22 protein-coding genes and 1 pseudogene are annotated in these 23,017 nt (G+C 75.0%); 8 read left to right on the top strand and 15 right to left on the bottom strand.

Going from position 1 to position 23,017, the window contains the following annotated elements:
• The first annotated feature begins 446 nt into the window (after nucleotides 1-446).
• Nucleotides 447-704, top strand: coding sequence for a WhiB family transcriptional regulator (locus LPA42_RS16600; protein WP_007072794.1), 258 nt, complete (start codon nucleotides 447-449; stop codon nucleotides 702-704).
• A gap of 135 nt (nucleotides 705-839) precedes the next feature.
• On the opposite strand, the gene LPA42_RS16595 is transcribed toward LPA42_RS16600, so the two are convergent.
• From LPA42_RS16595 to LPA42_RS16580, 4 genes are read right to left on the bottom strand one after another with little or no spacing between them, the layout of a single operon-like run.
• Nucleotides 840-1,601 (bottom strand): sirohydrochlorin chelatase, encoded by a 762-nt coding sequence (locus tag LPA42_RS16595; RefSeq protein WP_077938466.1) that lies wholly within the window; start codon nucleotides 1,599-1,601, stop codon nucleotides 840-842.
• Between the two features lie 2 nt (nucleotides 1,602-1,603).
• Nucleotides 1,604-2,368 carry a phosphoadenylyl-sulfate reductase gene (locus LPA42_RS16590; protein WP_043965904.1) on the bottom strand — a complete coding sequence of 255 codons (765 nt, stop codon included), beginning with the start codon at nucleotides 2,366-2,368 and terminating at the stop codon, nucleotides 1,604-1,606.
• Complete coding sequence (locus LPA42_RS16585; RefSeq protein ID WP_176734126.1) at nucleotides 2,365-2,523, bottom strand: hypothetical protein; 159 nt, start codon at nucleotides 2,521-2,523, stop codon at nucleotides 2,365-2,367. The genes LPA42_RS16590 and LPA42_RS16585 overlap by 4 nt, the downstream gene beginning before the upstream one ends.
• On the bottom strand, nucleotides 2,520-4,232 hold the full coding sequence (locus LPA42_RS16580; RefSeq protein ID WP_077938465.1) for a nitrite/sulfite reductase: 1,713 nt from the start codon (nucleotides 4,230-4,232) through the stop codon (nucleotides 2,520-2,522). The genes LPA42_RS16585 and LPA42_RS16580 overlap by 4 nt, the downstream gene beginning before the upstream one ends.
• Nucleotides 4,233-4,713: 481 nt before the next feature.
• Here LPA42_RS16580 and LPA42_RS16575 point away from each other — a divergent pair, with 481 nt between their 5' ends.
• Nucleotides 4,714-6,372, top strand: a complete 1,659-nt coding sequence (locus tag LPA42_RS16575) for a glycosyltransferase family 39 protein (protein ID WP_096761674.1) — start codon at nucleotides 4,714-4,716, stop codon at nucleotides 6,370-6,372.
• Between the two features lie 227 nt (nucleotides 6,373-6,599).
• Here LPA42_RS16575 and LPA42_RS34480 read toward each other — a convergent pair whose 3' ends face one another.
• The 3 genes and pseudogenes from LPA42_RS34480 to LPA42_RS16565 all read right to left on the bottom strand — a co-directional run bounded on the left by LPA42_RS34480 (nucleotide 6,600) and on the right by LPA42_RS16565 (nucleotide 9,518).
• On the bottom strand, nucleotides 6,600-7,205 hold the full coding sequence (locus LPA42_RS34480) for an ATP-binding protein (RefSeq protein WP_368859507.1): 606 nt from the start codon (nucleotides 7,203-7,205) through the stop codon (nucleotides 6,600-6,602).
• A 42-nt stretch (nucleotides 7,206-7,247) separates the two neighbouring features.
• Nucleotides 7,248-8,354, bottom strand: a pseudogene (locus LPA42_RS34475) (histidine kinase N-terminal domain-containing protein); the annotation flags it as partial.
• A gap of 132 nt (nucleotides 8,355-8,486) precedes the next feature.
• Nucleotides 8,487-9,518: an SIS domain-containing protein gene (locus LPA42_RS16565; protein WP_077938459.1), complete on the bottom strand. Its 1,032-nt coding sequence runs from the start codon at nucleotides 9,516-9,518 to the stop codon at nucleotides 8,487-8,489.
• 225 nt (nucleotides 9,519-9,743) lie between these two features.
• Here LPA42_RS16565 and LPA42_RS16560 point away from each other — a divergent pair, with 225 nt between their 5' ends.
• A complete protein-coding gene (locus tag LPA42_RS16560) occupies nucleotides 9,744-11,573 on the top strand; it encodes a tetratricopeptide repeat protein (protein ID WP_077938458.1) in 1,830 nt (609 codons plus the stop codon).
• 67 nt (nucleotides 11,574-11,640) lie between these two features.
• On the opposite strand, the gene LPA42_RS16555 is transcribed toward LPA42_RS16560, so the two are convergent.
• Nucleotides 11,641-13,230 (bottom strand): MDR family MFS transporter, encoded by a 1,590-nt coding sequence (locus tag LPA42_RS16555; protein ID WP_077938457.1) that lies wholly within the window; start codon nucleotides 13,228-13,230, stop codon nucleotides 11,641-11,643.
• 112 nt (nucleotides 13,231-13,342) lie between these two features.
• Between LPA42_RS16555 and LPA42_RS16550 the strand changes: the two genes are divergently transcribed.
• Entirely contained in the window at nucleotides 13,343-13,906 is a 564-nt protein-coding gene (locus tag LPA42_RS16550; RefSeq protein WP_077938456.1) for a TetR/AcrR family transcriptional regulator, read from the top strand.
• A gap of 108 nt (nucleotides 13,907-14,014) precedes the next feature.
• Here LPA42_RS16550 and LPA42_RS16545 read toward each other — a convergent pair whose 3' ends face one another.
• The 7 genes from LPA42_RS16545 to LPA42_RS16515 form a co-directional block, all read right to left on the bottom strand.
• The gene (locus tag LPA42_RS16545) at nucleotides 14,015-14,527 is read right to left on the bottom strand and encodes a GNAT family N-acetyltransferase (RefSeq protein ID WP_077938455.1); all 513 of its coding nucleotides are present in this window, start codon (nucleotides 14,525-14,527) and stop codon (nucleotides 14,015-14,017) included.
• On the bottom strand, nucleotides 14,524-14,739 hold the full coding sequence (locus LPA42_RS16540; RefSeq protein ID WP_077938454.1) for a biotin/lipoyl-binding carrier protein: 216 nt from the start codon (nucleotides 14,737-14,739) through the stop codon (nucleotides 14,524-14,526). Before LPA42_RS16540 ends, LPA42_RS16545 begins: the two co-directional genes overlap by 4 nt.
• 478 nt (nucleotides 14,740-15,217) lie before the next feature.
• Nucleotides 15,218-15,505: a mycothiol system anti-sigma-R factor gene (gene rsrA, locus LPA42_RS16535; protein WP_074472685.1), complete on the bottom strand. Its 288-nt coding sequence runs from the start codon at nucleotides 15,503-15,505 to the stop codon at nucleotides 15,218-15,220.
• 1 nt (nucleotide 15,506) lies between these two features.
• Nucleotides 15,507-16,340, bottom strand: a complete 834-nt coding sequence (locus LPA42_RS16530) for a sigma-70 family RNA polymerase sigma factor (protein ID WP_077938453.1) — start codon at nucleotides 16,338-16,340, stop codon at nucleotides 15,507-15,509.
• A gap of 229 nt (nucleotides 16,341-16,569) precedes the next feature.
• The gene (locus tag LPA42_RS16525) at nucleotides 16,570-17,187 is read right to left on the bottom strand and encodes an alpha/beta family hydrolase (protein WP_077938452.1); all 618 of its coding nucleotides are present in this window, start codon (nucleotides 17,185-17,187) and stop codon (nucleotides 16,570-16,572) included.
• 156 nt (nucleotides 17,188-17,343) lie between these two features.
• On the bottom strand, nucleotides 17,344-17,736 hold the full coding sequence (locus tag LPA42_RS16520; protein WP_077938451.1) for a WhiB family transcriptional regulator: 393 nt from the start codon (nucleotides 17,734-17,736) through the stop codon (nucleotides 17,344-17,346).
• 199 nt (nucleotides 17,737-17,935) lie between these two features.
• A complete protein-coding gene (locus tag LPA42_RS16515; RefSeq protein WP_077938450.1) occupies nucleotides 17,936-18,643 on the bottom strand; it encodes an SOS response-associated peptidase in 708 nt (235 codons plus the stop codon).
• Nucleotides 18,644-18,792: 149 nt separating this feature from the next.
• On the opposite strand from LPA42_RS16515, the gene aroA reads away from it, so the two are divergent.
• The 4 genes from aroA (at nucleotide 18,793) to LPA42_RS16495 (ending at nucleotide 22,995) form a co-directional block, all read left to right on the top strand.
• Nucleotides 18,793-20,094, top strand: a complete 1,302-nt coding sequence (gene aroA / locus LPA42_RS16510) for a 3-phosphoshikimate 1-carboxyvinyltransferase (protein ID WP_077938449.1) — start codon at nucleotides 18,793-18,795, stop codon at nucleotides 20,092-20,094.
• Between the two features lie 163 nt (nucleotides 20,095-20,257).
• A complete protein-coding gene (rsgA, locus tag LPA42_RS16505; RefSeq protein WP_077938463.1) occupies nucleotides 20,258-21,196 on the top strand; it encodes a ribosome small subunit-dependent GTPase A in 939 nt (312 codons plus the stop codon).
• 51 nt (nucleotides 21,197-21,247) lie between these two features.
• Nucleotides 21,248-22,066 carry a histidinol-phosphatase gene (gene hisN / locus LPA42_RS16500; protein WP_077938448.1) on the top strand — a complete coding sequence of 273 codons (819 nt, stop codon included), beginning with the start codon at nucleotides 21,248-21,250 and terminating at the stop codon, nucleotides 22,064-22,066.
• A gap of 26 nt (nucleotides 22,067-22,092) precedes the next feature.
• Entirely contained in the window at nucleotides 22,093-22,995 is a 903-nt protein-coding gene (locus LPA42_RS16495; RefSeq protein ID WP_077938447.1) for a hypothetical protein, read from the top strand.
• The last annotated feature ends 22 nt before the right edge of the window (nucleotides 22,996-23,017 follow it).

The raw sequence follows: 23,017 nt of genomic DNA, 5'->3' as shown, positions 1-23,017 counted from the left end.
CGGGTACAGCCCTTGGTCGAGCGCGGTCCCCCCACCGCTGTCGATGCGGTGGCCGCCACACCGAGGGTGAGGTGCCGGAAATGTCAGCAATGTCACGCAGACTGTACTATATTGATCCTCGACTGTGGTACGCCGGGTAACCAGGACTCCCTGCAAACCGGACAAAGGGGTCGTGAGCTTGCTCACCGCTCGGAGTTTTTCCGAGCGTCACCCTTGACATCGCGTGAGTTCGTGAAAGTATTCACAAGCGAACTTGAGTTACCGGGACATTGCTTGGACATGCTCATTGTGTTGAGGTGTTCGAGCAGGTCCCAGTGGCTACCAGAGCCTGCTCACGCAGCGCCGAATTGATGGATGCGAACCGTGACCATCGGCGTGCGGATGCATAAAGGAAAACGCACCAACGCAATATCTGCCACCCATCCAGAATGAGGAGTGTTGCCGCCATGGACTGGCGTCACCATGCTGTCTGCCGCGACGAGGACCCGGAGCTGTTCTTCCCGATCGGGACGTCCGGTCCGGCTCTCCTGCAGGTCGAGCAGGCCAAGGCCGTCTGCCGGCGCTGCTCCGTGACCGACCAGTGCCTCCAGTGGGCACTTGAGTCCGGTCAGGACGCCGGCGTCTGGGGCGGGATGAGCGAGGAGGAGCGGCGCGCCGTCAAGCGCCGCGGTGGCCTCCGGGTGCTGCGCGCTCACTCCGCCTGACCTACTGCACGCACCACAGCTCCACGCCCCGACAGGGCAACCCCTGTCGGGGCGTTCTGCTGTGCGGAGCCCTCGTGCCCCGCTGCGCCCTCGCCGGTGCCGCAGCCGCCCGGCCCGCGCGTCGGGCCGCCCGGATCACTCGACGGGCGCGGCGTCCGCCCGACGCAGCACCAGATCGGCCAGCTCCGGGGCGTCGGTGAGCGGCCCGGAGACGGTCACCGCGCCGGCCGCCCGCGCCCCCGCCAGCACCGCGTCGTGGAAGAGCCCCGGGGCCAGGAAGTACGCCGACACGGCCACCCGCCGCGCGCCCGCCGCGCGCAGCCGGGACACCGCCGCGCCCGCGTCCGGCGGGGCCGCCGAGGCGTACGACACGCGGCAGGGCACCCCGAGTTCCGCGCCGAGCGCCGCCGCGACCCGGCCCACCGAGCCCCGCGCCCGGGGATCCCGGGTGCCCGCGGCGGCGAGCACCAGCGCGTCGAACCGGCCGGGTTCCGCCTCCGCCAGCCGCCGCCGCAGCCCCGCCAGCAGCGCCCCGTCGACCACGCCGTCGGCCGGGCCGAGCACGTCGGAGACGCGCACGTCGATCGGCGGGCCCGACTCCCGGGCCGCCGCGACCGCCGCCGGGACGTCCACCCGCCGGTGGTACGCGGCGGTGAGCAGCAGCGGCACCAGCACCGCCCGGGGATGCCCGGCCGCCGCCAGCGACCGCAGCACCTCCGTCGGCCCCGGGTCCGTGTGGTCCAGCCAACTCGCCGACACGGCCACGCCGGGGCGGACGGCCGCGACCGCCCGGGCCAGCGCCCGGGTCGCCTCGGCCGCCCGGGGGTCCCGGCTGCCGTGCGCCACCAGGACCACCGGGTCGCCGGCCGCGACCGACCGCACCCGGGGCCCGGACACGGTCAGAGGTGCAGCCCGCACTCGGTCTTCTCGAACATCGCCCAACGACCGGCCCGGGGGTCCTCCCCCGCCTTCGTGCGGCGGGTGCAGGGCCAGCAGCCGATCGAGCCGTAGCCGCGCTTGAACAGCTCGTTCACCGGGATGTCGTGCCGGGCGATGTAGGCGTCCACGTCGGCCTGCTTCCAGGCGGCGATCGGGTTCACCTTCACCCTGCCCCGGCGGGCGTCGAACGTCACCACCGGCGTGTTGGCCCGGGTCGGCGACTCGTCGCGGCGCAGCCCGGCGGCCCAGGCGTCGTACCCGGCCAGCGCCCGCTCCAGCGGCTCGACCTTGCGCAGCTGGCAGCAGTCGTCCGGCGAACGGTTGAACAGCCGGGGGCCGTACTCGCCGTCCTGCTGGCCGACGGTGAGCCGGGGCCGGATCGACCGGACGTTGACGGGCAGCCGGCGGGCCACCTCGTCGCGCACCCGCAGCGTCTCCGGGAAGTGCAGGCCGGTGTCGAGGAAGACCACGTCGACCCCGGGCGCGACCCGGGAGACCAGGTGGGCCAGCACGGCGTCCGCCATCGAGCTGGTCACGCAGAACCGGTCGCCGAACGTCTCGGCCGCCCAGCGGGCGATCTCCAGCGCCGGAGCGCCCTCCAGCTCCCGGCCGGCCCGCTCGGCCAGCTCCCGCAGCTCCTGCGGGCTGCGCCGGGCGGGATCGGCGGGAGTCGGGCCGCCGGGGCCGACCAGCCCCAGGGTCGCGGCCGACACCAGGGCGGTCACCGGGTCACCGCCTCGGTCAGCAGGCCGGTGAACTTCACCGTGAACACCCGGGCGCAGGCGTGGCACTCCCACGCGCCGTGCCCGGCCTCGCTCGGCCGCAGGTCCTCCTCGCCGCAGTAGGGGCAGTACAGCGGCGCGGAACGAGTCTCACTCATCGGAGTTCCTCCTCGTCTACCCTGATCACCCAGTTGGCGAAGGACTCGCCCTCGGTCCGGCTCGCCAGGTAGCGGCGGGCGAGCCGTTCCACGTACTCCGGAAGCTCGTCGGCGGTGGTCTTCAGGCCGCGCAGCTTGCGGCCGAAACCGGCGGTCTGGCCCTGCGCCATGCCCAGGCCGCCGCCCAGGTGCACCTGGAAGCCCTCGACCTGGCGGCCGTCCGGGCCGACCACGAGCTGCCCCTTGAGGCCGATGTCGGCGACCTGGGTGCGGGCGCAGGCGTTCGGGCAGCCGTTGAGGTGGATGGAGATGTCCGCGTCGAAGTCGCGCAGGCGCTCCTCCAGCCGGGCCACCAGCTCCTCGCCGCGCGCCTTCGTCTCGACGATGGCCAGCTTGCAGAACTCGATGCCGGTGCAGGCCATCGTGCCGCGCCGCCAGGCCGACGGCCGGGCCTCAAGGCCGATCGTGCTCAGCTCGGCCACCAGCGAGTTGGTCTGCTCCGGGGGCACGTCCAGGACCAGGAGCTTCTGGTACGGGGTGAGCCGCACCCGGCCGCTGCCGTGCGCCTCGACCACGTCGGCGAGCCGGGCGAGCTGCGTGCCGGAGACCCGGCCCACCACCGGGGCGGCCCCGACGTAGGCGCGCCCGTCGCGCTGGCGGTGCACCCCGATGTGGTCGACCGGCTTGGCGGGCAGCTCCGGGGCGGGCCCGTCGAGCAGCGTGCGGCCCAGGTATTCCTTCTCCAGCACCTCGCGGAACTTCTCCACGCCCCAGTCGGCGACGAGGAACTTCAGCCGGGCCCGGTTGCGCAGCCGGCGGTAGCCGTAGTCGCGGAAGATGCCGACCACGCCGGCCCAGACGTCCGGCACCTCGGTCAGCGGCACCCAGACGCCGAGCCGCTTGGCCAGCATCGGGTTGGTGGACAGGCCGCCGCCGACCCAGACGTCGAAGCCGGGGCCGTGCTCCGGGTGGTCGACGCCCAGGAATGCGATGTCGTTCGCCTCGTACGGGGTGTCCACCAGCCAGGAGATCGACGTCTTGAACTTGCGGGGCAGGTTGGAGAAGCGCTTGTCGCCGACGTACCGCCGGACGATCTCCTCCAGCGCCGGGGTCGGGTCGAGCAGCTCGGCCTCGGCCACCCCGGCGACCGGGCTGCCGAGCACGATGCGCGGGCAGTCGCCGCACGCCTCGGTGGTCTGCAGGCCCACCGACTCCAGCCGACGCCAGATCTCCGGCATGTCCTCGACCCGGATCCAGTGGTACTGGATGTTCTGCCGGTCGGTGATGTCGGCGGTGTCCCGGGCGAACTCCCGGGAGATGTCCGCGACCACCCGGAGCTGGTCCAGGGTGAGCTGGCCGCCGTCGACCCGGACGCGGAGCATGAAGAACTCGTCTTCCAGCTCGTGCGGCTCCAGCACGGCGGTGCGCCCGCCGTCGATGCCGGCCTTGCGCTGGGTGTAGAGGCCCCACCAGCGGAACCGGCCGCGCAGGTCCTGCGGGTCGATCGAGGCGAAGCCCCCGTGGGCGTAGATGTTCTCGATCCGGGCCCGGACGTTCAGCGGATCGTCGTCCTTCTTGATCCGCTCGTTGGCGTTGAGCGGCTCGCGGTGGCCGAGCGCCCACTGGCCCTCCCCACGGGGGCGGCGGGGCGCCCGCGCGACGGGTGCCGTGGGTGCCTCGGGTCGGGCGGGGGTGCTGCTGACCGCCATCGCGGCGTCCTCCGTTGTCTGCTGTGCCTCTGGACGCGGGCGCGCGGCCGGCCCGTGGGACGGGGCCGTGGACAGCGGTGTCGGACGGCCGGCGCGACTACGCGCCCGAGACGGATGGGTCGGGCGTCGTCAGTGGGCCGGACAGATGGCGCTGCGCACGCGGCCGTAGTCGACGTGGCGACGGGCCACGAAGCGACGGACGACAGCGGCAAGCATGCGACCATGCTCGCACACCGGCGGTGGACCTACCACCGACCGTGAGTGTGATCCCACATCACGGGCCACCGATGCGCCACCGCGCCGACACCGCCCCCGAACAGGCCAAGCACCCCTCGCCCCGGTGAGCAAGAGGAAAGCGTCAGAGTTGATCTCGACGGTGACGCTTTCCTCTTGATCACCGGGTTGGGGGCCGGGGTGGGGGCGTGGGCCGTTCGGGTGTGGAAGGCTCGGCATCGTGGGCGGATTGCCTGTAAGGCGGCATTTGCCGGGGTGGCTCGGCGCGGTCTGGCTGTGGCCGACCCTGGCGACGCTGGCGGTCACCGGCGCGGGGATCGGCTCGGCCCAGCCGTGGCGCGACGAGTTGGCCACCTGGAGCGCCGCCACCCGGCCGCTGGGCGACCTGGCCCGGATGGCCGGCACCATCGACGCGGCCACCTGGCCGTACTACCTGTTCATGCACGGCTGGGTGACGCTCTGCGGGGACTCCCCCGCCGCGCTGCGGCTGCCGTCGGCGCTGGCCATGGCGGGAACGGCCGGGCTCGCCGCCGCGCTCGGCGCACGGCTGCTCGGGCGACACGCCGGCCTGACCGGTGGCCTGCTGTTCGCGGCCCTGCCCGGCACCTCCCGGTACGCCCAGGAGGCCCGCCCGTACGCCTTCGTCGCCCTCTTCGCGGTGTTGGCGACACTGCTGCTGGTCCGAGCGCTGGAGCGGCCCGGCTGGCGGCGCTGGGCCGGGTACGCCGCGGCCGTGGCCGCCCTCGGCCTGACCCACCTGGTCGCCCTCACCCTGCTCGCCGCCCACGCGGCAGCCGTGCTGGCCGCCGGCCGGACCGCCTCGGGCGCTGTCCCGGGCACCGCCGACCCGGCCGCTCCGGGCACCGCCGACCGGGCCACCCACGGTGCCGCCGACCAGGCCATTCCGGGCACCGCCGACCGGGACGCACCGGGCAACGCCGACCGGACCGCCTCGGGCAGCGCCGACCGGGCGGTCCCGGGCACCGCCCACCTGGCCGCCCATGGTGCCGCCGACCGGGCCGGCCTTCTCCCGGCCGCCGGCCACCGGTCGCGTCGACCGGTGTGGGGCTGGCTGCTCGCGCTCCTGCCGGCGGCGGTCGTGTTGACCCCCCTGGTGCTACTGGCGGCGGGGCAGCGGGGACGGCAGCTCGACTGGGTGGACCAGGCCCGCCCCGCCGACCTTGTCGCCCTGCCCGGCGCGCTGACCCAGAGCGGCACGGTGGGCGGGCTGCTGCTGGGTCTGGCCGCCCTGGGTGCCGCCCGGTCGGGCCGGGCCGGGCTGCTTCCCGCCGCCTGCCTCGTCCTGCCGGTGGCCCTGGTCTTCCTGGCCGGGCTGGCCGTACCGCTGTGGGTGCCGCGCTACCTGTTCTTCGTCGTGCCGTTCGCCTGCCTGCTGGCCGGGGCGGCGCTGGCCACGGCGGCACTGCCGGCGGCACTGCCGGCGGCGCTGGCCGTGGTGCTCCTCGCCGGCCTGCTCGGCCTGCCCGACCAGGCGGCGCTGCGGCACAGCCACGAGTGGCCACGGGGCGCGCTGGTCGACTACCGGGGGGCCGCCCGGGTAATCGACGCGGGCCGCCGGCCCGGTGACGTGATCGTCTTCTCGCCCCGGGACGGCTGGCTCTTCACCGACCTCGGCATCGGCTACCACCTCGGCGACCGGCAGCCCCGGGACGCGCTGGCCGTACGGGGTCGCGACGCGCGCGGCGACTACTGGGCCGACGAGTGCCCGGACCCGGCCGCCTGCCTGGCCGGGGCGCGGCGGGTCTGGCTGGTGGTCGCCGGCCGGCGAACGGACCCGGTCGCCGCGGTACCCGGCGCGAAAGGGGCGGCGCTACGGGACGACGGCTTCGCCGTCGACCGGGTCTGGCAGCGCCCCGGCCTGACCGTGGCACTACTCACCCGCTGAGCCGGCCTGCCCGGCTGCCCGGCCCCTCGGCCGTCCCTCGGCCGTCCGGCCGCCCCGGGATCGCCCGCGTCATGTCGGCGACATGGCGGTATCCGGGGCGGCGGGATGCCGCCATGTCGCCGACATGGAGTCGATCAAGCGGCCTCGGCCCGACGGGCGGGGCGGCGCGGGGCAGGACGGCGCGAGGCGGCGCGGCGCGGAGCAGGGCGGCGCGGGGCACCTGGGCGTCAGGAGCGGACGAGGGGGACCACCAGTACCGCCTCGGTGCCGCCCTCCGCGCCGTTGCGCAGCTCGATGGTGCCGCGCAGCTCGCCGGTCACCAGCGCCCGGACGATCTGGAGCCCGAGCCGGCTGCCGCGCTCGGCGTCGAACCCGGCCGGCAGGCCACGCCCGTTGTCGGCGACGGTGACGTGCAGCTGCTTGCGGAACCGGTGTGCCGACACGACCACCTCGGGTGGCACCGTCGACTCGACCCCGGCGGCGACCTGCGGAAGGACCCCGCCCGACCCGGACCCCTCGGCCAACCCGGAACCCCCGCCCGACCCGGAACCGCCAGCCGACCCGGAAACCCCGGTCGCCCCGGAAGCGCCGGCAAGCGCGGCGGACCCGGAACCGACGCCCACCCCAGCGGCCCCGGCACCGCCGCTGGCCTCCGCCCCGGCCGAGGATCCGGCCGAGGATCCGGCCGTGGGTACAGCCGGAGGCCCGGTCGGGGACTCAGCGGCCGGCGGGAAGCCGTGCTCGACGGCGTTGAGCAGCAACTCGTTGAGGACCATGACCAGCGAGGTGGCGATCTCGGCCGGCAGCACGCCGAAGCTGCCCCGGCGGCGCATGCCGACGGTCTGCTCGGTCGCGGCGACCTCGGTCGCCGCGCTGGCCACCCGGTCGACGATGCCGTCGAACTCGACCGCCTCGTCGCTGGACATGGAGAGCGTCTCGTGCACCAGGGCGATGGAGGCGACGCGGCGTACGGACTCCTCCAGGGCGACCCGGGCCTCCGGCATGGCCACCCGGCGGGCCTGGAGGCGCAACAGCGCGGCGACGGTCTGCAGGTTGTTCTTCACCCGGTGATGGATCTCCCGGATGGTGGCGTCCTTGGTGATCAGGGCGCGGTCGCGGCGACGTACCTCGGTGATGTCGCGGACCAGGACCAGCGCGCCGATCGGCACCCCGGCGGGCATCAGCGGCAGGGCCCGGGTGAGCATGGTCGCGCCCCGGGCGTCGATCTCCCGCCGGGGCGGGCCCTCACCGCGCAGCGCGGCGAGGATGCCGTTGGCCGCTTCGGTGCCCTCCAGGGGGTCGCCGGCCAGCCGGCGGTGCAGCTTGGCCAGGTCCTCCCCCACCAGGTGTGCGGCGAAGCCGAGCCGCCGGTACGCGGACTGCGCGTTGGGGCTGGCGTAGGTGACCTTGCCGCCGGCGTCGAGCCGGACGAGGCCGTCGCCGACCCGGGGCGCGGACGTCGTCTCCCCGGGGTGCCGGGGCGGCGGGAACGTGCCGTCGGCGATCATCTGGGCGAGGTCGTCGGCGGTGGTCAGGTAGTTCAGTTCGAGCTGGCTGGGCGTGCGGGCGGTGGAGAGGTTGGTGTCCCGGCCGACGACCGCGATCACCTCGCCGGCCTCACCGTCGGCGGTGCGCAACCGGACCGGGATCGCTTCGTGCCGGGCGGGCACGTCGCCGTACCAGACCGGGTCGCCCTCCCGCCAGATCCGGCCCTGGCCGTACGCGACCTCCAGGTGGGCCACCTCGGGCCCGCCGACGATCCGCCCCACCTGGTCGTCCTGGTACGCGGTGGGCGCGGTCGTCGGGCGGACCTGGGCCACGCAGAGGAAGGTGCCGTCGCGGTCCACCGGCACCCACAGCAGCAGGTCGGCGAAGGACAGGTCGGACAGCAGCTGCCAGTCTCCGGCGATCCGGTGCAGGTGGTCGATGTCGGCGGGGCGGAGCTGGGTGTGCTCCTCGGCGAGGTCGCGCAACGTGGACACGATGCACAGCGTGCCACGCCCAGGCGGGCCCCGTCCCGCTGGCCGGCCGGGCTCACACCGGTCGACCCGCGCGCCGGCCCGCCCGGCTCACCTCCGCAGGCCCGCCCACGTCCGCCGGCCGGCCCGGGGCGCTCACATCGTCGCGGTGACCTTCTTCAGGCCGCGCGGCGCGTCGGGGTCCTCGCCCCGGGCCAGGGCCAGCGCCAGGGCGAGGCGCTGCAACGGCAGGATGTCCAGCAGCGGGGCGTACCGCTCGTCGACCTCGGGGACGGCCATCCGGGTGGCCCCGTGCACGTCGGCCGAGCCGACCACGACCACGTCGGCGCGGCGCTCGCCGAGGCGGGGCAGCACCTCGCCCATGGACCGGCCGCCGGGGCCGGAGCCGACGACGGCCAGCACCGGCACGTCCGGGTCGGTCATCGCGAGCGGGCCGTGCAGCAGGTCCGCGCCGGAGAAGGCGAGCGCCGGCAGGTACGAGGTCTCCATCAGCTTGAGCGCCGCCTCCCGGGCGGTCGGGTACGCGTATCCCCGGCCGGTGGTGACGAGCTGGGCGGCGAACCGGTAGCGGGGCGCGAGCTGGGCCGGGGTGGGGTCGTCGAGGGTGCGGGCGGCCAGCTCGGGCAGGGCTGCCAGGGCGGCGCGCTCGGCGGCGGGCAGCGCCCCGTCGCCGGCCCGGACGCCCTCCACGAGCAGCAGCAGGGCGAGCAGCTCCGCCGTGTACGTCTTGGTGGCCGCCACGGCCCGCTCGTGTCCGGCGGCGATGTCGATGCTCAGCTCGGCGATCCCGGCCAGCGGCGAGTCGGGGTTGTTGGTCACGGCGAGGGTGAGCGCGCCGGACGCGCGGGCGGTGCGCAGCACCTCGGCCAGGTCGGGTGAGCCGCCGCTCTGGCTGACGCCGACGACCAGCGCGTCGGACAGGTCGGGGCGCGCGCCGAAGAGGGTGACCGCGCTGGGCGAGGCGAGCCCGGCGGGCAGGCCGAGCCGGATCTCGGTCAGGTACGCCCCGTAGAGGGCGGCGTGGTCGGAGGTGCCCCGGGCGGTGAAGACCACGTGCCGGGGGCGGCGCTGCGCGACGACGGCGGCCACCTCGGCGATCGCCCCGGCGTGCTCGGCGGAGAGCAGCCGCTCGTAGCCGGCCGGCTGCTCGGAGATGTCGGCGGCCATGCCGGCCCCTGCACGCGTCACGGAGTGCCCCTTTCCCTGCGCGATTGCCGCGCGTTTCCTGCTCAGTCTTGCATGTTTCGGCGTACGTGAACAATCTTGCGAGCAGCATTGCGCAGTGGATCACCAAGCCGAGCCAACATCACCTACGCTTGCCCGGCCCGGCGACACTGCGACGGGGGACGCATCCGTCGCCCGGCCACCCGCACCTACCACCGAGAGGCCCACGTGTCCGAGGGAAGGGACGATCCCCCGCTGTCGGCGGAGGAGGAGCTGGCCCTGGCCCGGCTCGCGCTGGACGAGGGTGACCTGGCGCACGCCGCCGGGCACGTCGCCAGCGCGCTGACCCGGTCGCCCACCCTGCCCGAGGCGCACGAGACGCTGGCCCGGCTGGCCGCCGTCAGCGGCGGCGGCCTCGACCTGTTCCCCCTGCACCAGCGCGCCTTCGTCGGCACGGTGGTGGCCCGGGCGCACCTGCTCGCCGCGGCGGGGCGGCCCGCCGAGGGGCTGGAGCTGCTGGCCGCCGCCACCGGGCACGACCGCAGCGCCGACTGGGCCGGGGTGCCCTGGGTGACGGCCCCGGAGCTGCCCGAGCGGCTCGACCCGGAGGGCATCGCCCAGGTGCTGATGCAGGTGTGCGCCGCCACGCCCGACCCGGTGCCGCGCGCCGACCGGGCGCCCCTGACGCCGTACCTCACCCTGGCCCACAACGCGGTCACCGTCCATCCCGAGCACGCCCTGCTGCTGGGCGCGGCGTCCGCGCTGGCCCGGCGCCTCGGCGAGGTCACCCTGGCGGTCCGCTGGGCGAGCCGCGGCGTACGGGCGCGCCCGTCGAAGCTCGGCGAGGTCTGGCTCGGGTACGCGTACCGCAGCGCCGGCCGCACCCGGGAGGCCCTCGCCGCGCTCGGCAGGGCCGTCGACCACGACCCGGACGACCTCGCCGTCTACGCCGACATCGCCGGCACGCTGGCCGACACCGGCCGGCTCGACGAGGCCCTGGAGTGGACCGACCGCGCCCTCGCCCGGAACCCCGCCTTCGACTGCGCCGTGCACACCGCGCACCGGCTGCGCTTCCAGCGCGACGGCGACGTGGCGCACCTGGTGGCGCTGGCCGACTTCGTCCGCGACCATCCCGACGACTCGCACGAGCACGGCGACCTCGCCGAGTGCTGCCGCAGCCGGCCGTGGCTGGGTCAGGTCACCCCGGCCGCCGGGGCGGCCGTCGCCGTGCTGCGCCACGCCCTGGCCGCCGAGCAGGACGCCCTCGGCGCGACCGTACGGCTGGAGACGCTGGAGCCGCCGAGCGCCCTGCGCACCGTGGCTGCGGCCGCGCCCGACCTGCGGGTCGAGGTGGCGGAGGTGGCCGAGCCGGATCCGCGCGAGCCCCGCCGGGCCACCGACCGGCCGCTGTGGCGCTGGGACGGCACCGTCGCCGCCCCGGCGGTGCCGGCGCCCTCGGCCGAGGCGGCGGACCGCATCCGGCAGCTCGCCCACCCGGCGTGGCCGCACCCTCCGGCGGCGTACGACGCGGCGGTCGGCCTGGCCACGCTGGGGCTGCCCGACCTGCTCGGGCTGCTGGTGCACCCGCCCGCGGCCCCGCCGACCGGGCTGGGCCGGGTGCTGGCCGGGCAGGACCCGTCGCTCTGGGTCCGCTGCGTGCAGGTGTGGGCGTGCCTGGGCCTGCTGCACCACCGCACGGACGAGCCGTGGGCGTCCTCCACCCGTCGCCGGACGCTGGTCGAGCTGGTCTGGGGAGTGGAGGACTGGATCACCGAGGCCGCCCTGTTCGCCCTGGTCACCGCCGCCTGGGTGGACCCCTCGGTCCGCGAGGACGTGGCCGGCGTGGTGGCCGACCGGCTCGCCGACGCGGCGGCGGTGGCCCGGGACCGGAGCGTGCCGATCGCGGTCTCGCTGGCGTACCTGGCGCTGGCCACCCCGGCCCTCGACCCGGCCACGGCCGCGCTGGCCGGCGAGCTGATCTCGGGCCCGGCGGCGGGCCGGTCCCGACCGGGCCGGCTGCGCCGCCTCTGGGACCGCCTCACCCGCCGCCGGGGCTGAGGCCGACCCCGGCGGCGCTGCCGACCCGGGCCGCCCGCCCCGGTCGGGGCGGGCGGCCGTGGCCGGGTCAGACCGCCGCGGCCTTGCCCAGGGCCGTCTCGGCCTGCTCCTCCGGCGTGGCGGCCGGCGGGGCGTCGTTCGTCGAGCGCAGCGGGATCTCCCGGATGAACCAGGCCAGCACCGGCACCAGCACGGTGAACAGCACCGCCCACCAGAAGACGTGCGAGATGGCGTCGGCGAGACCGCTCAGCACCAGCTCCCGGGCCTGCGCCGGCAGCTCCTTGAGCTTGTCGAGGTCGATCTGGCCGCCCTCGCCGCCCCCGCCGCTGAACGCGGACCCGGCGGGCGAGTCGGCGAGCCGGTTGGCGAAGATCGCGCCGAACAGCGAGATGCCGAACGAGCCGCCGATGGAGCGGAAGAAGGTGGCCGCGCCGCTGGCCGCGCCGAGGTCCTTCTGCTCGACGCTGTTCTGCGCGATCAGCATCGAGGTCTGCATGAGGAAGCCCATGCCGACGCCGAGGACGATCATGTAGAGCGAGGACTCCGCCTTGCCGGTGCCCACGTCGAGCCGGGTCAGCAGGGCCAGGCCGAGGGTCATCACCACGCCGCCGACGATCGGGAAGATCCGGTACCGGCCGGTCTTCGTGATCGCCCGGCCGACCACCAGCGAGACCACCAGCATGCCGAACATCAGCGGGAGCAGCAGCAGGCCGCTGTTGGTGGCCGACGCCCCCTGCACGGTCTGCTGGTAGAGCGGCAGGAAGTTCATCGCCCCGAACATGGCGAAGCCGAGCAGGAAGCCGATCATCGAGATCAGGGCGAAGTTGCGGTTGGCGAACAGCCCCAGCGGCAGGATCGGTTCCGCCGCGCGCCGCTCCACGAAGCCGAACACGACCAGGCTCACCAGGGCCAGGGCGGACAGGCCGAGGATCTGCGGCGAGGCCCAGTCGTAGGAGCTGCCGCCCCAGGTGGTGATCAGCACGATCGCGGTGATGCCGACCGAGAGCAGCCCCGCGCCGAGCCAGTCGATCCGGTGCTCGGTGCGGTACTTCGGCAGGTGCATGGTGGTGGCGAGCACCAGCAGCGCGACGCCGCCGAGCGGCAGGTTGACGTAGAACGCCCAGCGCCACGAGAGGTTGTCGGTGATGAAGCCGCCGACCAGCGGCCCGGCGACCATGGCGATGGCCATGATGCCGGCCATCATGCCCTGGTAGCGGCCCCGCTCCCGGGGCGGGACCAGGTCGCCGATGATCGCCATCACGCCGACCATCAGCCCGCCCGCGCCGAGGCCCTGGACGGCCCGGAAGGCGATCAGCTCGATCATGCCGCTGTCGGCGCCCCCGAACACGCCGGAGCCGGCCATCCCGCACAGCGCGGAGCCGACCAGGAAGATGCCCACGGAGGTCAGGAAGACCGCCTTGCGGCCGTAGAGGTCGCCGAGCTTGCCCCAGATGGGGGTGGAGACGGTGGTGCCCAGCACGTACGCGGTGACGACCCAGGTGAAGTGGTCCACCCCGCCGAACTCGCCGACGATGCGCGGCAGCGCGGTGCTGACGATCATGTTGTCGAGCATCGCGAGCATCATCGCGATCATGAGGCCGAAGAGGACGACCCGGACGTTGGGTCGTCGCTCCGCGCCCTCGACTTCCTGACTCATCGGTAAGCTCCCCCCGGGATGTGACCGACTTACTTGCCGGCCGGCTAGTTACCTTACTAGCCGCACGGTAAGTTGGGAGGCAACTGGTCGTCAAGCGAGTTGGGTGGTTCGGGTGAGAGAGAGCACAGGCACGCGGGAGCGCATCAAGGCCGTGGCCCTCGAACTCTTCACCGAGCAGGGCTACGAGAAGACATCGCTGCGCGAGATCGCCGAGCGGCTGAACGTGACGAAGGCCGCCCTCTACTACCACTTCAAGAGCAAGGACGAGATCGTCAGCAGCTTCGTCGAGGAGCGGCTGGACCGGATGGACGCGCTGATCGCCTGGGCCGACGAGCAGCCCTCCACGCTGGCGACGCGGCGGGAGCTGATCGCCCGCTACGCCGACAGCATGTTCGCCACCGAACAGCCCTCGGTGATGCGCTTCTTCGAGCAGAACCAGACCGCGCTCAAGAGCCTGGCCGCCGGCCAGCAGATGCGCGACCGGATGTTCCGACTGGCCGACGCCCTGGCCCGGGGCGACGAGTCGCCCGCCGCCCAGCTGCGTGCCGCCCTGTCGCTGTTCGCCGTGCACAGCAGCTGGTTCGCCATCCGCGCCCCGCGCGTCACCGACGAGGAGCGGCGGAAGATCGCCCTGGACGTGGCCGACGAGCTGCTCGCCCGCATCGCCGACGGCTGAGCCGACACCGTCCGGCCGGACCCCGCGCCGCAGCCGGCGGAGTCCGTAGGGCCGGCGCGGCGGGAGCCCTAGGGCCGGTGCGGCGGGCCGACCGGGCGCAGGGTCAGGTCAGCTCGGGCCGGGCAGCTCCCGCCGCAGGCCGAGCAGGTCCACCCCGGGCAGCGGAGACCAATCCCGCTCCGGCGTGCGGACGAAGCCCAGCCGCTCGTAGAGCCGGTGGGCGGCCTCGGCGAGCCCGCCGCGCACGCAGATCACCACCGCCGAGCAGCCCAGCGCGGCGGCGCGGGACAGGCATGCCTCGACCAGCGTCGCACCGACCCCCCGGCCCTGGGCCGCCGGGTCCACGGCCAGCATCCGGAACTCGGCCTCGCCGGGGCCGGAGAGCTCGGCGTACGGGGTGCCCGGCAGCACGAACGTGACCGAACCGAGCAGCTCGCCGGTGGCCCCATCGACGGCGACCAGCACCTCGCCGCTCTCCGCCCGGGTCGCCACGTCGGCGAGGACGACACCGTAGCCGTGCTCGCCCTTGAGCTGACCGTCCGCCTCGTACGCGGCCACGGTCAGCCGGGCCACCGCCGGAAAGTCGGCCGGGGTGGCCCGCCTGACCCGCAGGCCGGTCAACCGATCACCGCGATCAGGTCACCGTCCTGCACCACGTCACCCTCGTTGACGGCGAGCTGCTGGACGACGCCGTCGGACTCGGCGACGACGGGGATCTCCATCTTCATCGACTCCAGGATCACCAGCGTGTCCCCCTCGGACACGGTGTCCCCGGCCGACGCGACGACCTTCCACACGTTCGCCACCATCTCGGCGCGGATCTCGTCGGCCATCTCCGGGTCCTCCCTCTTCCGCCAGTGTCTGCGATCGGTATCCAATCACGTGCCGGACCGTCGCGGGGCGCGTCGGCGGCCCCCGACATGCGGTACCCGTCGCGCGGGCCACCGCAACCGGGCCCGGTCGACGGAGAACCGGGCCCGCCACGGTGCCCCGGCGGACCACGGCCGCCGCGGGCCGCACTAGCATCAGCGGGTCGGCCCCGGGTGACCGGGCGACCGGTACGCGACCACCGCCGCGCTCGCCGCCGGCGGACACCGACCAGCACCCGAGGAGGTCAGCATGGCGAAGAAGGCCCGCAAGAAGAAGGCCCGGAAGAAGAGCAGCGCGAACCACGGCAAGCGCCCCAACTCCTGAGTCGCGCGGCGGGCGACCGCCGACCGCTCAGTGCTCTTCGCCGGCCATGGCCGGAGACGCCGGTGGCCCGGGTCGGATTCCGACCCGGGCCACCGGCACGTCCAGGTGCACCGGCCGTCAGTCGGCCAGCTCGCGGGACTCGCTCGTCTCGAAGACCACCAGCTCGGTGAGGCGCACCCGCAGCCGCTCGCGCAGCTGCTCGGGCGCGGTCTCGTTGCCGCAGCAGCGGGCCACCAGCGCCTTCACCTCCTGCTCCAGGCCGTACTCGCGCAGGCACGGCCCGCACTCGTCGAGGTGCCGCCGGATCAGCGTGCGGCGCTCCTCGGCGCATTCCAGGTCGAGGTAGAAGTAGACCTCGGCGAGCACCTCACGGCAGTCCGTCTCGTGCGGCTTCCCACAGCTCACGTCACACCTCCCGGCCGGCGGCGGCGGTCGAGCCCTTCGGGGACCGCGCAGCGCTGAAACCGCGCTCGGCGGCGTAGCCCTCGAGCAGCTTGCGCAGATTACGACGACCCCGGTGCAACCGCGACATCACCGTGCCGATGGGCGTGCCCATGATGTCGGCCACCTCCTTGTAGGAGAAGCCCTCGACGTCGGTGAGGTAGACCGCCAGCCGGAACTCCTCCGGCAACTGCTGGAGGGCCTCCTTGACGTCGCTGTCCGGCAGCCGGTCCAGCGCCTCGGTCTCGGCCGAACGCAGCCCGCTGGAGGTGTGCGACTCGGCCTCGGCGAGCTGCCAGTCGGTGATCTCCTCGGTCGGCGCCTGGATGGGCTGGCGCTGCCGCTTGCGGTAGGAGTTGATGTAGGTGTTGGTCAGGATCCGGTACAGCCAGGCCTTCAGGTTCGTGCCCTGCTCGAACTGGTGGAAGGCCGCGTACGCCTTCAGGTACGTCTCCTGGACCAGGTCCTCGGCATCCGCCGGGTTGCGCGTCATCCGCAGCCCGGCAGCGTAGAGCTGGTCGACGAATGGCATCGCGTCCCGCTCGAAGCGGGCCCTGCGCTCGTCCGTCTTCTCGGTGGTCAACCGCACATCCCCTCGCGTCGGATGCTTTCCCGCCGAGGATACGCGCCTGACACTGCCCGCAGATTCACTTTCGGCCGGTGTGCTGGTCCTCACCACGGCGGGCCACCGTGGCCCGACCGGCCCCGCCACCACGGGCCATTCCGGTCCGCCCAGCAGCTTCCTGAGCTGCTGCGCCTCCCGTTCGTCCCGTTCCCGGCTCCGCGTCTCGGTCGGCACCGGTCACACCCCCCTGAAGCAGAAGTCTCTTCCGTGGGGGGTAACGCGGGGCGCGGGCCCCGGCATTCCGGCCCGCCGGCCCCGTTCCTGGTCCCGGCCCCGACTCCGGCGGGTGTCGGCGCTGGGACCAGGAAGGGCCTGGGAGGGACGGTGCCGGCCGCCCGGACCGGGCCTCCGACACCATCGGAGACAACGAGGCGTACGGCCCCGGGTCACGGCCCGGGGCGCCTCAGGGCGACGCCCAGCCCCGCGCGCGCAACCAGTCGACGACCACCGCGGCCGTCCCGGCCGGATCGCCGGCCAGGTCGTGCCGCTCGCCGGGCCGGACCACCACCCGCACCCCCGGGCCGGGCTCGGGCACGCCGAAGGGGTCCCGGTCGCCGTTGACCACCAGCGTCGGCAGCCCGGTGGCCAGTTCCGCCGCCCGGGAGCGCTCCGGCCGACCCGGCGGATGCAGCGGGAACGCCAGGGCCACCACCGCGTCCGCGCCGACGGCGGTCGCGGTGCGGCAGGCCACCCGGGCGCCGCTGGACCGGCCACCGACCACGAGCGTGGGCACAGCGGGGTGCCGTCGGCGCAGCTCGGCCAGGACCGCCGTCCACGCCTCGTCGAGGTGCCCGGCGGGGGCCGGCGCGCGCCGTCCGGCGACCCGGTAGGGCTGGGTCACCCGGCACACGACGAGCCCGGCGGGGGCCGCCGCGTCCCGTAGCGCGCCCAGGTCCGGCGCGTCGACGTCACCGCCCGCGCCGTGCCCGAGCACCAGCAGCGCCTTCGGCGGGCCGGCGGGCAGGTCGGTGTCGACCCGGGCCGGTCCGCGCGGGGTGACGATCTCGTCCGCGTCTCGCACGGGCCCATTCTGCGGGTCACCGCCGCGAGCCGACGGCGCACCGCACCGACGCCGCCCGGAGGCAGGCACCACGGCCGCCCCGCCCTGGTCGGACCGCCCTGGTCGGACCGCCGCCGGCCGTCCCGCCCTTGCCGGTGGGCGGGACGGCCGGGGCGGTCAGCTCAGCGGGACCAGGGTGAGCAGCCGGTCCCGCACCGGCGGGCCGGCCTCGTCGGCCGCGTCCGGGTCTGGGTCGACCTCGCTGCGCCAGGCGACCAGCATGGCCCGGCGTTCGCGGGGTGTGGTGCCGCCCCACACGCCGTGGCAGTCACCGACCTCCAGCGCCCAGGCCAGGCACGATCCCTGCACGTCACAGCTGCGGCAGAGCGCGACGGCCGCGTCGGCCGGCTCGTTGGGCGCCGGAAAGAACGTCTCCGGATCCACGCTCTGGCAGGTGCCTCTGGTGCGCCAGGCTTCGTCGTGCCGCCGTTCACGCAACGCCCGCAACAGTCGCGGATCTCGTCGTGCGGCAGCCACCTCATGCGGGCGGGGCATACGCGCCCGTGTCATCCACCCACCTCCCCCGTGGGACCGGAAAGATCGATGAGTGCCGTTCGCACCGTACGAATCGTCACCCACTACCGGCGCTGTGTTGTATCGCACTTTCAGACACCGGGACAAGAGTCTTCCGTAAAGATGACTAAAAGCTTGGCCGACGATTCGCCCGCAACTCTGGCAAATCAGCACGCGACAATGCCCCCGGCAACTGTCAGAAAAGCGTCACCTCGGCGGCCGGGGCGGCCGGGGCGGGCACCCGCGTGATCAACTCCGGCCCGTCGTTGCGGACGTTGCCGACCGCCGAACCGACCGGCCGGATCTCCAGCCCCGCCAGCCACCCGGGATCGGGCGGGGTCAGCAGGTCCGTTGGCTCGTCGGTCGGGCCCAGCCAGGACGCCCACCGGCCCCGGGGCAGCAGCAGGGGCATCCGCTCGTGCACCCGGGCCAGCTCGCCCACCGCGGCGGTGGTCAGCACGCTGAAGGTGAGCACGGGCCCGGCGGGCCCCTCCCAGACCGACCAGATGCCCGCCAGGGCGAGCACCGACGAGTCGGCCGGGGTCATGAAGTAGGGCTGCCGACCGCCCTCGGGCAGCCGGACCCACTCGTACCAGCCGTCGGCGGGCACGAGGCAGCGCCGACGGGCGAACGCGGGCGCGTACGCCCGGCTGGTGGCCACCGTCTCCGCCCGCGCGTTGATCATGCGGGCCCCGGCGGCGGGCGACTTCGACCAGGGCGGCAGGAACCCCCAGCGGCCGGCGGACAGGGCGCGGTGGCCCTCCGGCGTGAGCCGCACCAACGGCACGGTCGTCGTGGGGGCGACGTTGTGGCTCGACCGGGCCCGGCCCTGCGTCTCGTCGGACGACTCGAACACGGCACTCAGGTCGACCGCGCTCCGGGTCGTGGCGTACCTCCCGCACATGGGGCACACGCTAACGCCCCGGGCCGCGTTCGGCTGTCCCGCCGACGGCCGTCCCGGTCGCGGGCCCGGCCCCGGGGAAGCCGTCCCGCCCACCGGGAGCCCGCCCGGCGGCCGGTCGGGCGGCGGCCGGGGCACGGCAGAATGTGACCGTGGGGAACACGACCGCGACCCGGCCGCTACGGCCGTGGACCGCTCCGACCGCGTCCGACCCGGTGGTTGCCACGCTGCGGCTGCCCGGCTCCAAGTCGATGACCGCCCGCGCGCTGGTGCTCAGCGCCCTGGCCGGCGGCCCCTCCACCATCGCCGGGCCGCTGCGCGCCCGCGACACCGAACTGATGGCCGGCGGCCTGCGGGCCCTCGGCGCGCACATGTCGATCACCGACGACGACCGCTGGCTGGTCCGGCCCCACCCGCTGGCCGGCCCGGCGCACGTCGACGTCGGCCTCGCCGGCACCATCATGCGGTTCGTGCCCCCGGTCGCCGGGCTCGCCGAGGGGCGGATCACCTTCGACGGCGACCCGCAGGCCCGCACCCGCCCGCTGGGCCCGCTGATCGACGCGCTGCGCTCCCTCGGGGTGCGGGTCGAGTCCCCGGCCACCGGCAGCCTCCCGCTGACCGTCTTCGGCACCGGGAGTGTGGCCGGCGGCGAGGTGGTCATCGACGCCTCCGCCTCCAGCCAGCTCGTCTCCGGCCTGCTGCTGGCCGCGCCGCGCTTCGACCGGGGCGTGGTGGTCCGGCACGTCGGCCCGCCGGTGCCGTCCGCGCCGCACCTGCGGATGACCGTGCAGATGCTGCGGGCCGCCGGGGCGGCCGTCGATGACGGCACCCCCGACGTCTGGGTCGTCGAGCCGGGGCCGCTGACCGGGCGGGGCTGGGAGATCGAGCCCGACCTGTCGGGCGCGGTGCCGTTCTTCGCCGCGGCGCTGGTCACCGGCGGCGAGGTGACGTTGCGGGGCTGGCCGCGCGGCAGCGCCCAGCCCGTCGAGCAGCTCCGCACGCTGCTGCACCGGATGGGCGGCGAGGTGGTCCTCACCACCGACGGGCTGACGGTGCGCGGCACCGGCGTGGTGCACGGCATCGAGGCCGACCTCTCCGACGTCAGCGAGCTGACCCCGGCGCTGACCGCGCTCGCCGTGCTCGCCGACTCGCCGTCCCGGTTCACCGGCGTGGCACACATCCGGGGGCACGAGACCGACCGGATCGCCGCGCTCGCCCGCGAGTTCACCGGCCTCGGCGCCGACCTCACCGAGTCGGCCGACGGGCTGGAGATCCGGCCCCGGCCGCTGCACGGCGGGCAGTTCCGGACGTACCACGACCACCGGATGGCGCACGCCGCCGCGGTGACCGGCCTGGCGGTCCCCGGCATCGAGCTCGACGACGTGTCGTGCACCTCGAAGACCATGCCGGAGTTCCCCGGGCTATGGTCGGCGATGGTGACCGGAGAGAGCTGACACGGCGGAGGGCGTCCTGGCGACGAAACGGCGGGAGTACGACGAGGACGACGTACGGGTCCGGCCCGGCAGGTCGTCGCGCCCGCGCACCCGCACGAGACCCCGGCACGCCGACGCCGTCGACGGCTTCGTCATCGCCGTGGACCGGGGCCGCTACACGTGCGTGCTGCCCGACGCCGGCCCCGACGCCCCGCTGGTGACCGCCATGCGGGCCCGGGAGCTGGGCCGCAAGTCGGTGGTGGTGGGCGACCGGGTGGGCCTGGTCGGGGACACCTCCGGGGCGGACGGCGCGCTGGCCCGCATCGTCCGGATCGCCGAGCGCACCTCGGTGCTGCGGCGCACCGCCGACGACGACGAGAACACCGCCGAAGGGCGGCTGGAGCGGGTCGTGGTGGCCAACGCCGACCAGCTCGTCATCGTCAGCGCGCTGGCCGACCCGCCGCCGCGCACCGGGTTCATCGACCGCTGCCTGGTCGCCGCGTACGACGCCGACATCGAGCCGCTGCTCTGCCTCACCAAGGCCGACCTGGCCGGCCCGGAGCAGGTGCTCGGCTACTACGCCGAGCTGGAGCTGCCGTACGTGCTGTTGCGGCCCGACGCCGACCTCGACGCGCTGCGCGACCTGCTCGCCGGCCGGGTGTCGGTCCTGGTGGGCCACTCCGGGGTGGGCAAGTCGACGCTGGTCAACCGCCTCGTCCCGGACGCCGACCGGGCGGTCGGGGTGGTCAGCGCGATCGGCCGGGGCCGGCACACCTCGACCAGCGCGGTGGCGCTGCGGCTGCCGCCCCGCCCCGGCATCGTCGCCGACCCGGGCTGGATCGTCGACACCCCGGGGGTGCGCAGCTTCGGGCTGGCGCACGTCTCGGCCGACAGCCTGCTGCACGGCTTCCCCGACCTGGTGGAGGGCACGGTCGACTGCCCGGCGAACTGCCAGCACACCGCCGAGGAGGCCGACTGCGCGCTGGACGCGTGGGTGGCCGCCGGCAAGGCCGACGAGCGCCGGCTCGCCTCGTACCGCCGGCTGCTGGCCTCCCGGTCCGGGGAGGGCGACAGCCGCGAGCCCGACCAGCGCAACCCGGGCGACCCGCTGGAGGGGTCGTGACCGGCGACCCGCCGGCAGAAGCGTGACCGGGCCGCCGCTACCGTTTGCGGCATGACCGGGTACGCCGACGACCTCGCCCTCGCCCACCTGCTCGCCGACGCCGCGGACGCCATCTCCACGGCCCGGTTCCGGGCCCTCGACCTGCGGGTGGAGGCGAAGCCGGACCTGACCCCGGTCTCCGACGCCGACACCGCCGTGGAGCGGGAGATCCGGGCGCTGCTGGCGGCGCACCGCCCCGGCGACGGCCTGCTCGGCGAGGAGTACGGCGGGCAGCCCCCGGCCACCCCGGGCGGGCGGCGCTGGGTGGTCGACCCGATCGACGGCACCAAGAACTTCGTCCGGGGGGTGCCCGTCTGGGCCACCCTGATCGCCCTGCTGGAGGGCGACCGGCCGGTGCTCGGGCTGGTCTCCGCGCCGGCGCTGGGCCGCCGCTGGTGGGGCGCGCTCGGCGCGGGCGCGTACGCCGGCCCGGACGCCGCGCACGGCACGCCGATCCGGGTGTCGGCGGTGACCCGCCTCGCCGACGCCAGCTTCTGCTACTCGTCGCTGTCGGGGTGGGAGTCCGCCGGCCTGCTGGAGCCGGTGCTCCAGCTCATGCGGGACACCTGGCGCAGCCGGGCCTACGGCGACTTCTACGGCTACATGCTGCTCGCCGAGGGCGCCCTGGACGTGATGGTCGAGCCGGAACTGTCCCTGTGGGACGTCGCCGCGCTGGTGCCGATCGTGACCGAGGCGGGCGGGACGTTCACCGACCTCGCGGGGCGGCCCGCCCCGGGCGGCGACGCCTCGGTGGAGAACAGCGCCGTGGCCAGCAACGGGCCGCTGCACGCCGACATCCTGGCGAGGCTGGGTCGGCCGGCCGAGCGCTGAGCGCCGCCAGCCTCTATCCTCGCCAGGTGGTGTCCTCCGGTTGGTGCTTCCTGGCGGCGATGATCGTCGCGTACGGCTTCGCCAACCTGCTCCAGTCCGTCGCCGCGGCGCGGACCACCGTGCACCACACCTTCGATCCGGGGCTGCTGCTGCGGCTGGCCGGCCACCGCACGTACCTCGTGGGCCTCGCCTGCCAGGTCGGCGGCTTCGTGCTGGCCTTCCTGGCCCGCCGGGACCTGCCGCTGTTCCTGGTCCAGGCCAGCGTGGCGGCGGGGCTCGGGGTGACCGCGATCCTCGGCGTGCTGGTGCTCAAGTGGCGGCTGCCCACCGCCGAGGTCGCGCTGCTGGTGCTGCTCGTCGTCGGGGTCACCGGCCTGGTGCTGTCGGCGCAGCCGGCGCAGTCCCGGCCGCTCGGGCCCGCCGGCCTGGTCGCGCTGGCGGCGGCGCTCGCGGTGATCGCCGTGGTCGGCTTCTTCGCGGTACGGCTGCACGGCTCGCCCGGGTCGGTGGCGCTCGGCTCGCTGGCCGGGCTGGCCTTCTCCGCCGCGGCGGTGGCCGCCCGCCCGCTGGCCGCCGTGACAAGCGTGGAGGGGTTCGTCCGGGACCCGCTGCTCTACCTGCTGGTGGCCCACTCGCTGGTTGGTCAGCTCCTGCTCGGCCTGGCCATGCAGCGCGGCTCGACCACGGCGGCGGTGGCCGCGATGGACGCGGCCGGGGCGGTGCCCGCCGCGATCGTCGGGCTGCTCCTGCTCAACGACAAGATCTGGCCGGGCCGGGAGTGGCTGGCCGCCCTCGGCTTCCTGGCCACGCTGGCCGCGGTGATCGGGCTGACGCGCTACGCCGAGCCGCAGCACCACCACGAGGTGGCGGCCCGGGAACACGCCCGGGGGATGCTCCCCGCCGGCGCACCGGCCCGCCCCCGCCGCTGACCGGCCCGCCCCGGCAGCCTCC

The organism is Micromonospora sp. DH13 (assembly GCF_020873825.1).
GTDB lineage: Bacteria > Actinomycetota > Actinomycetes > Mycobacteriales > Micromonosporaceae > Micromonospora > Micromonospora haikouensis.
The sequence above is the reverse complement of the archived record's forward strand: the minus strand, read 5'-3'. Positions and strand labels throughout refer to the sequence as shown.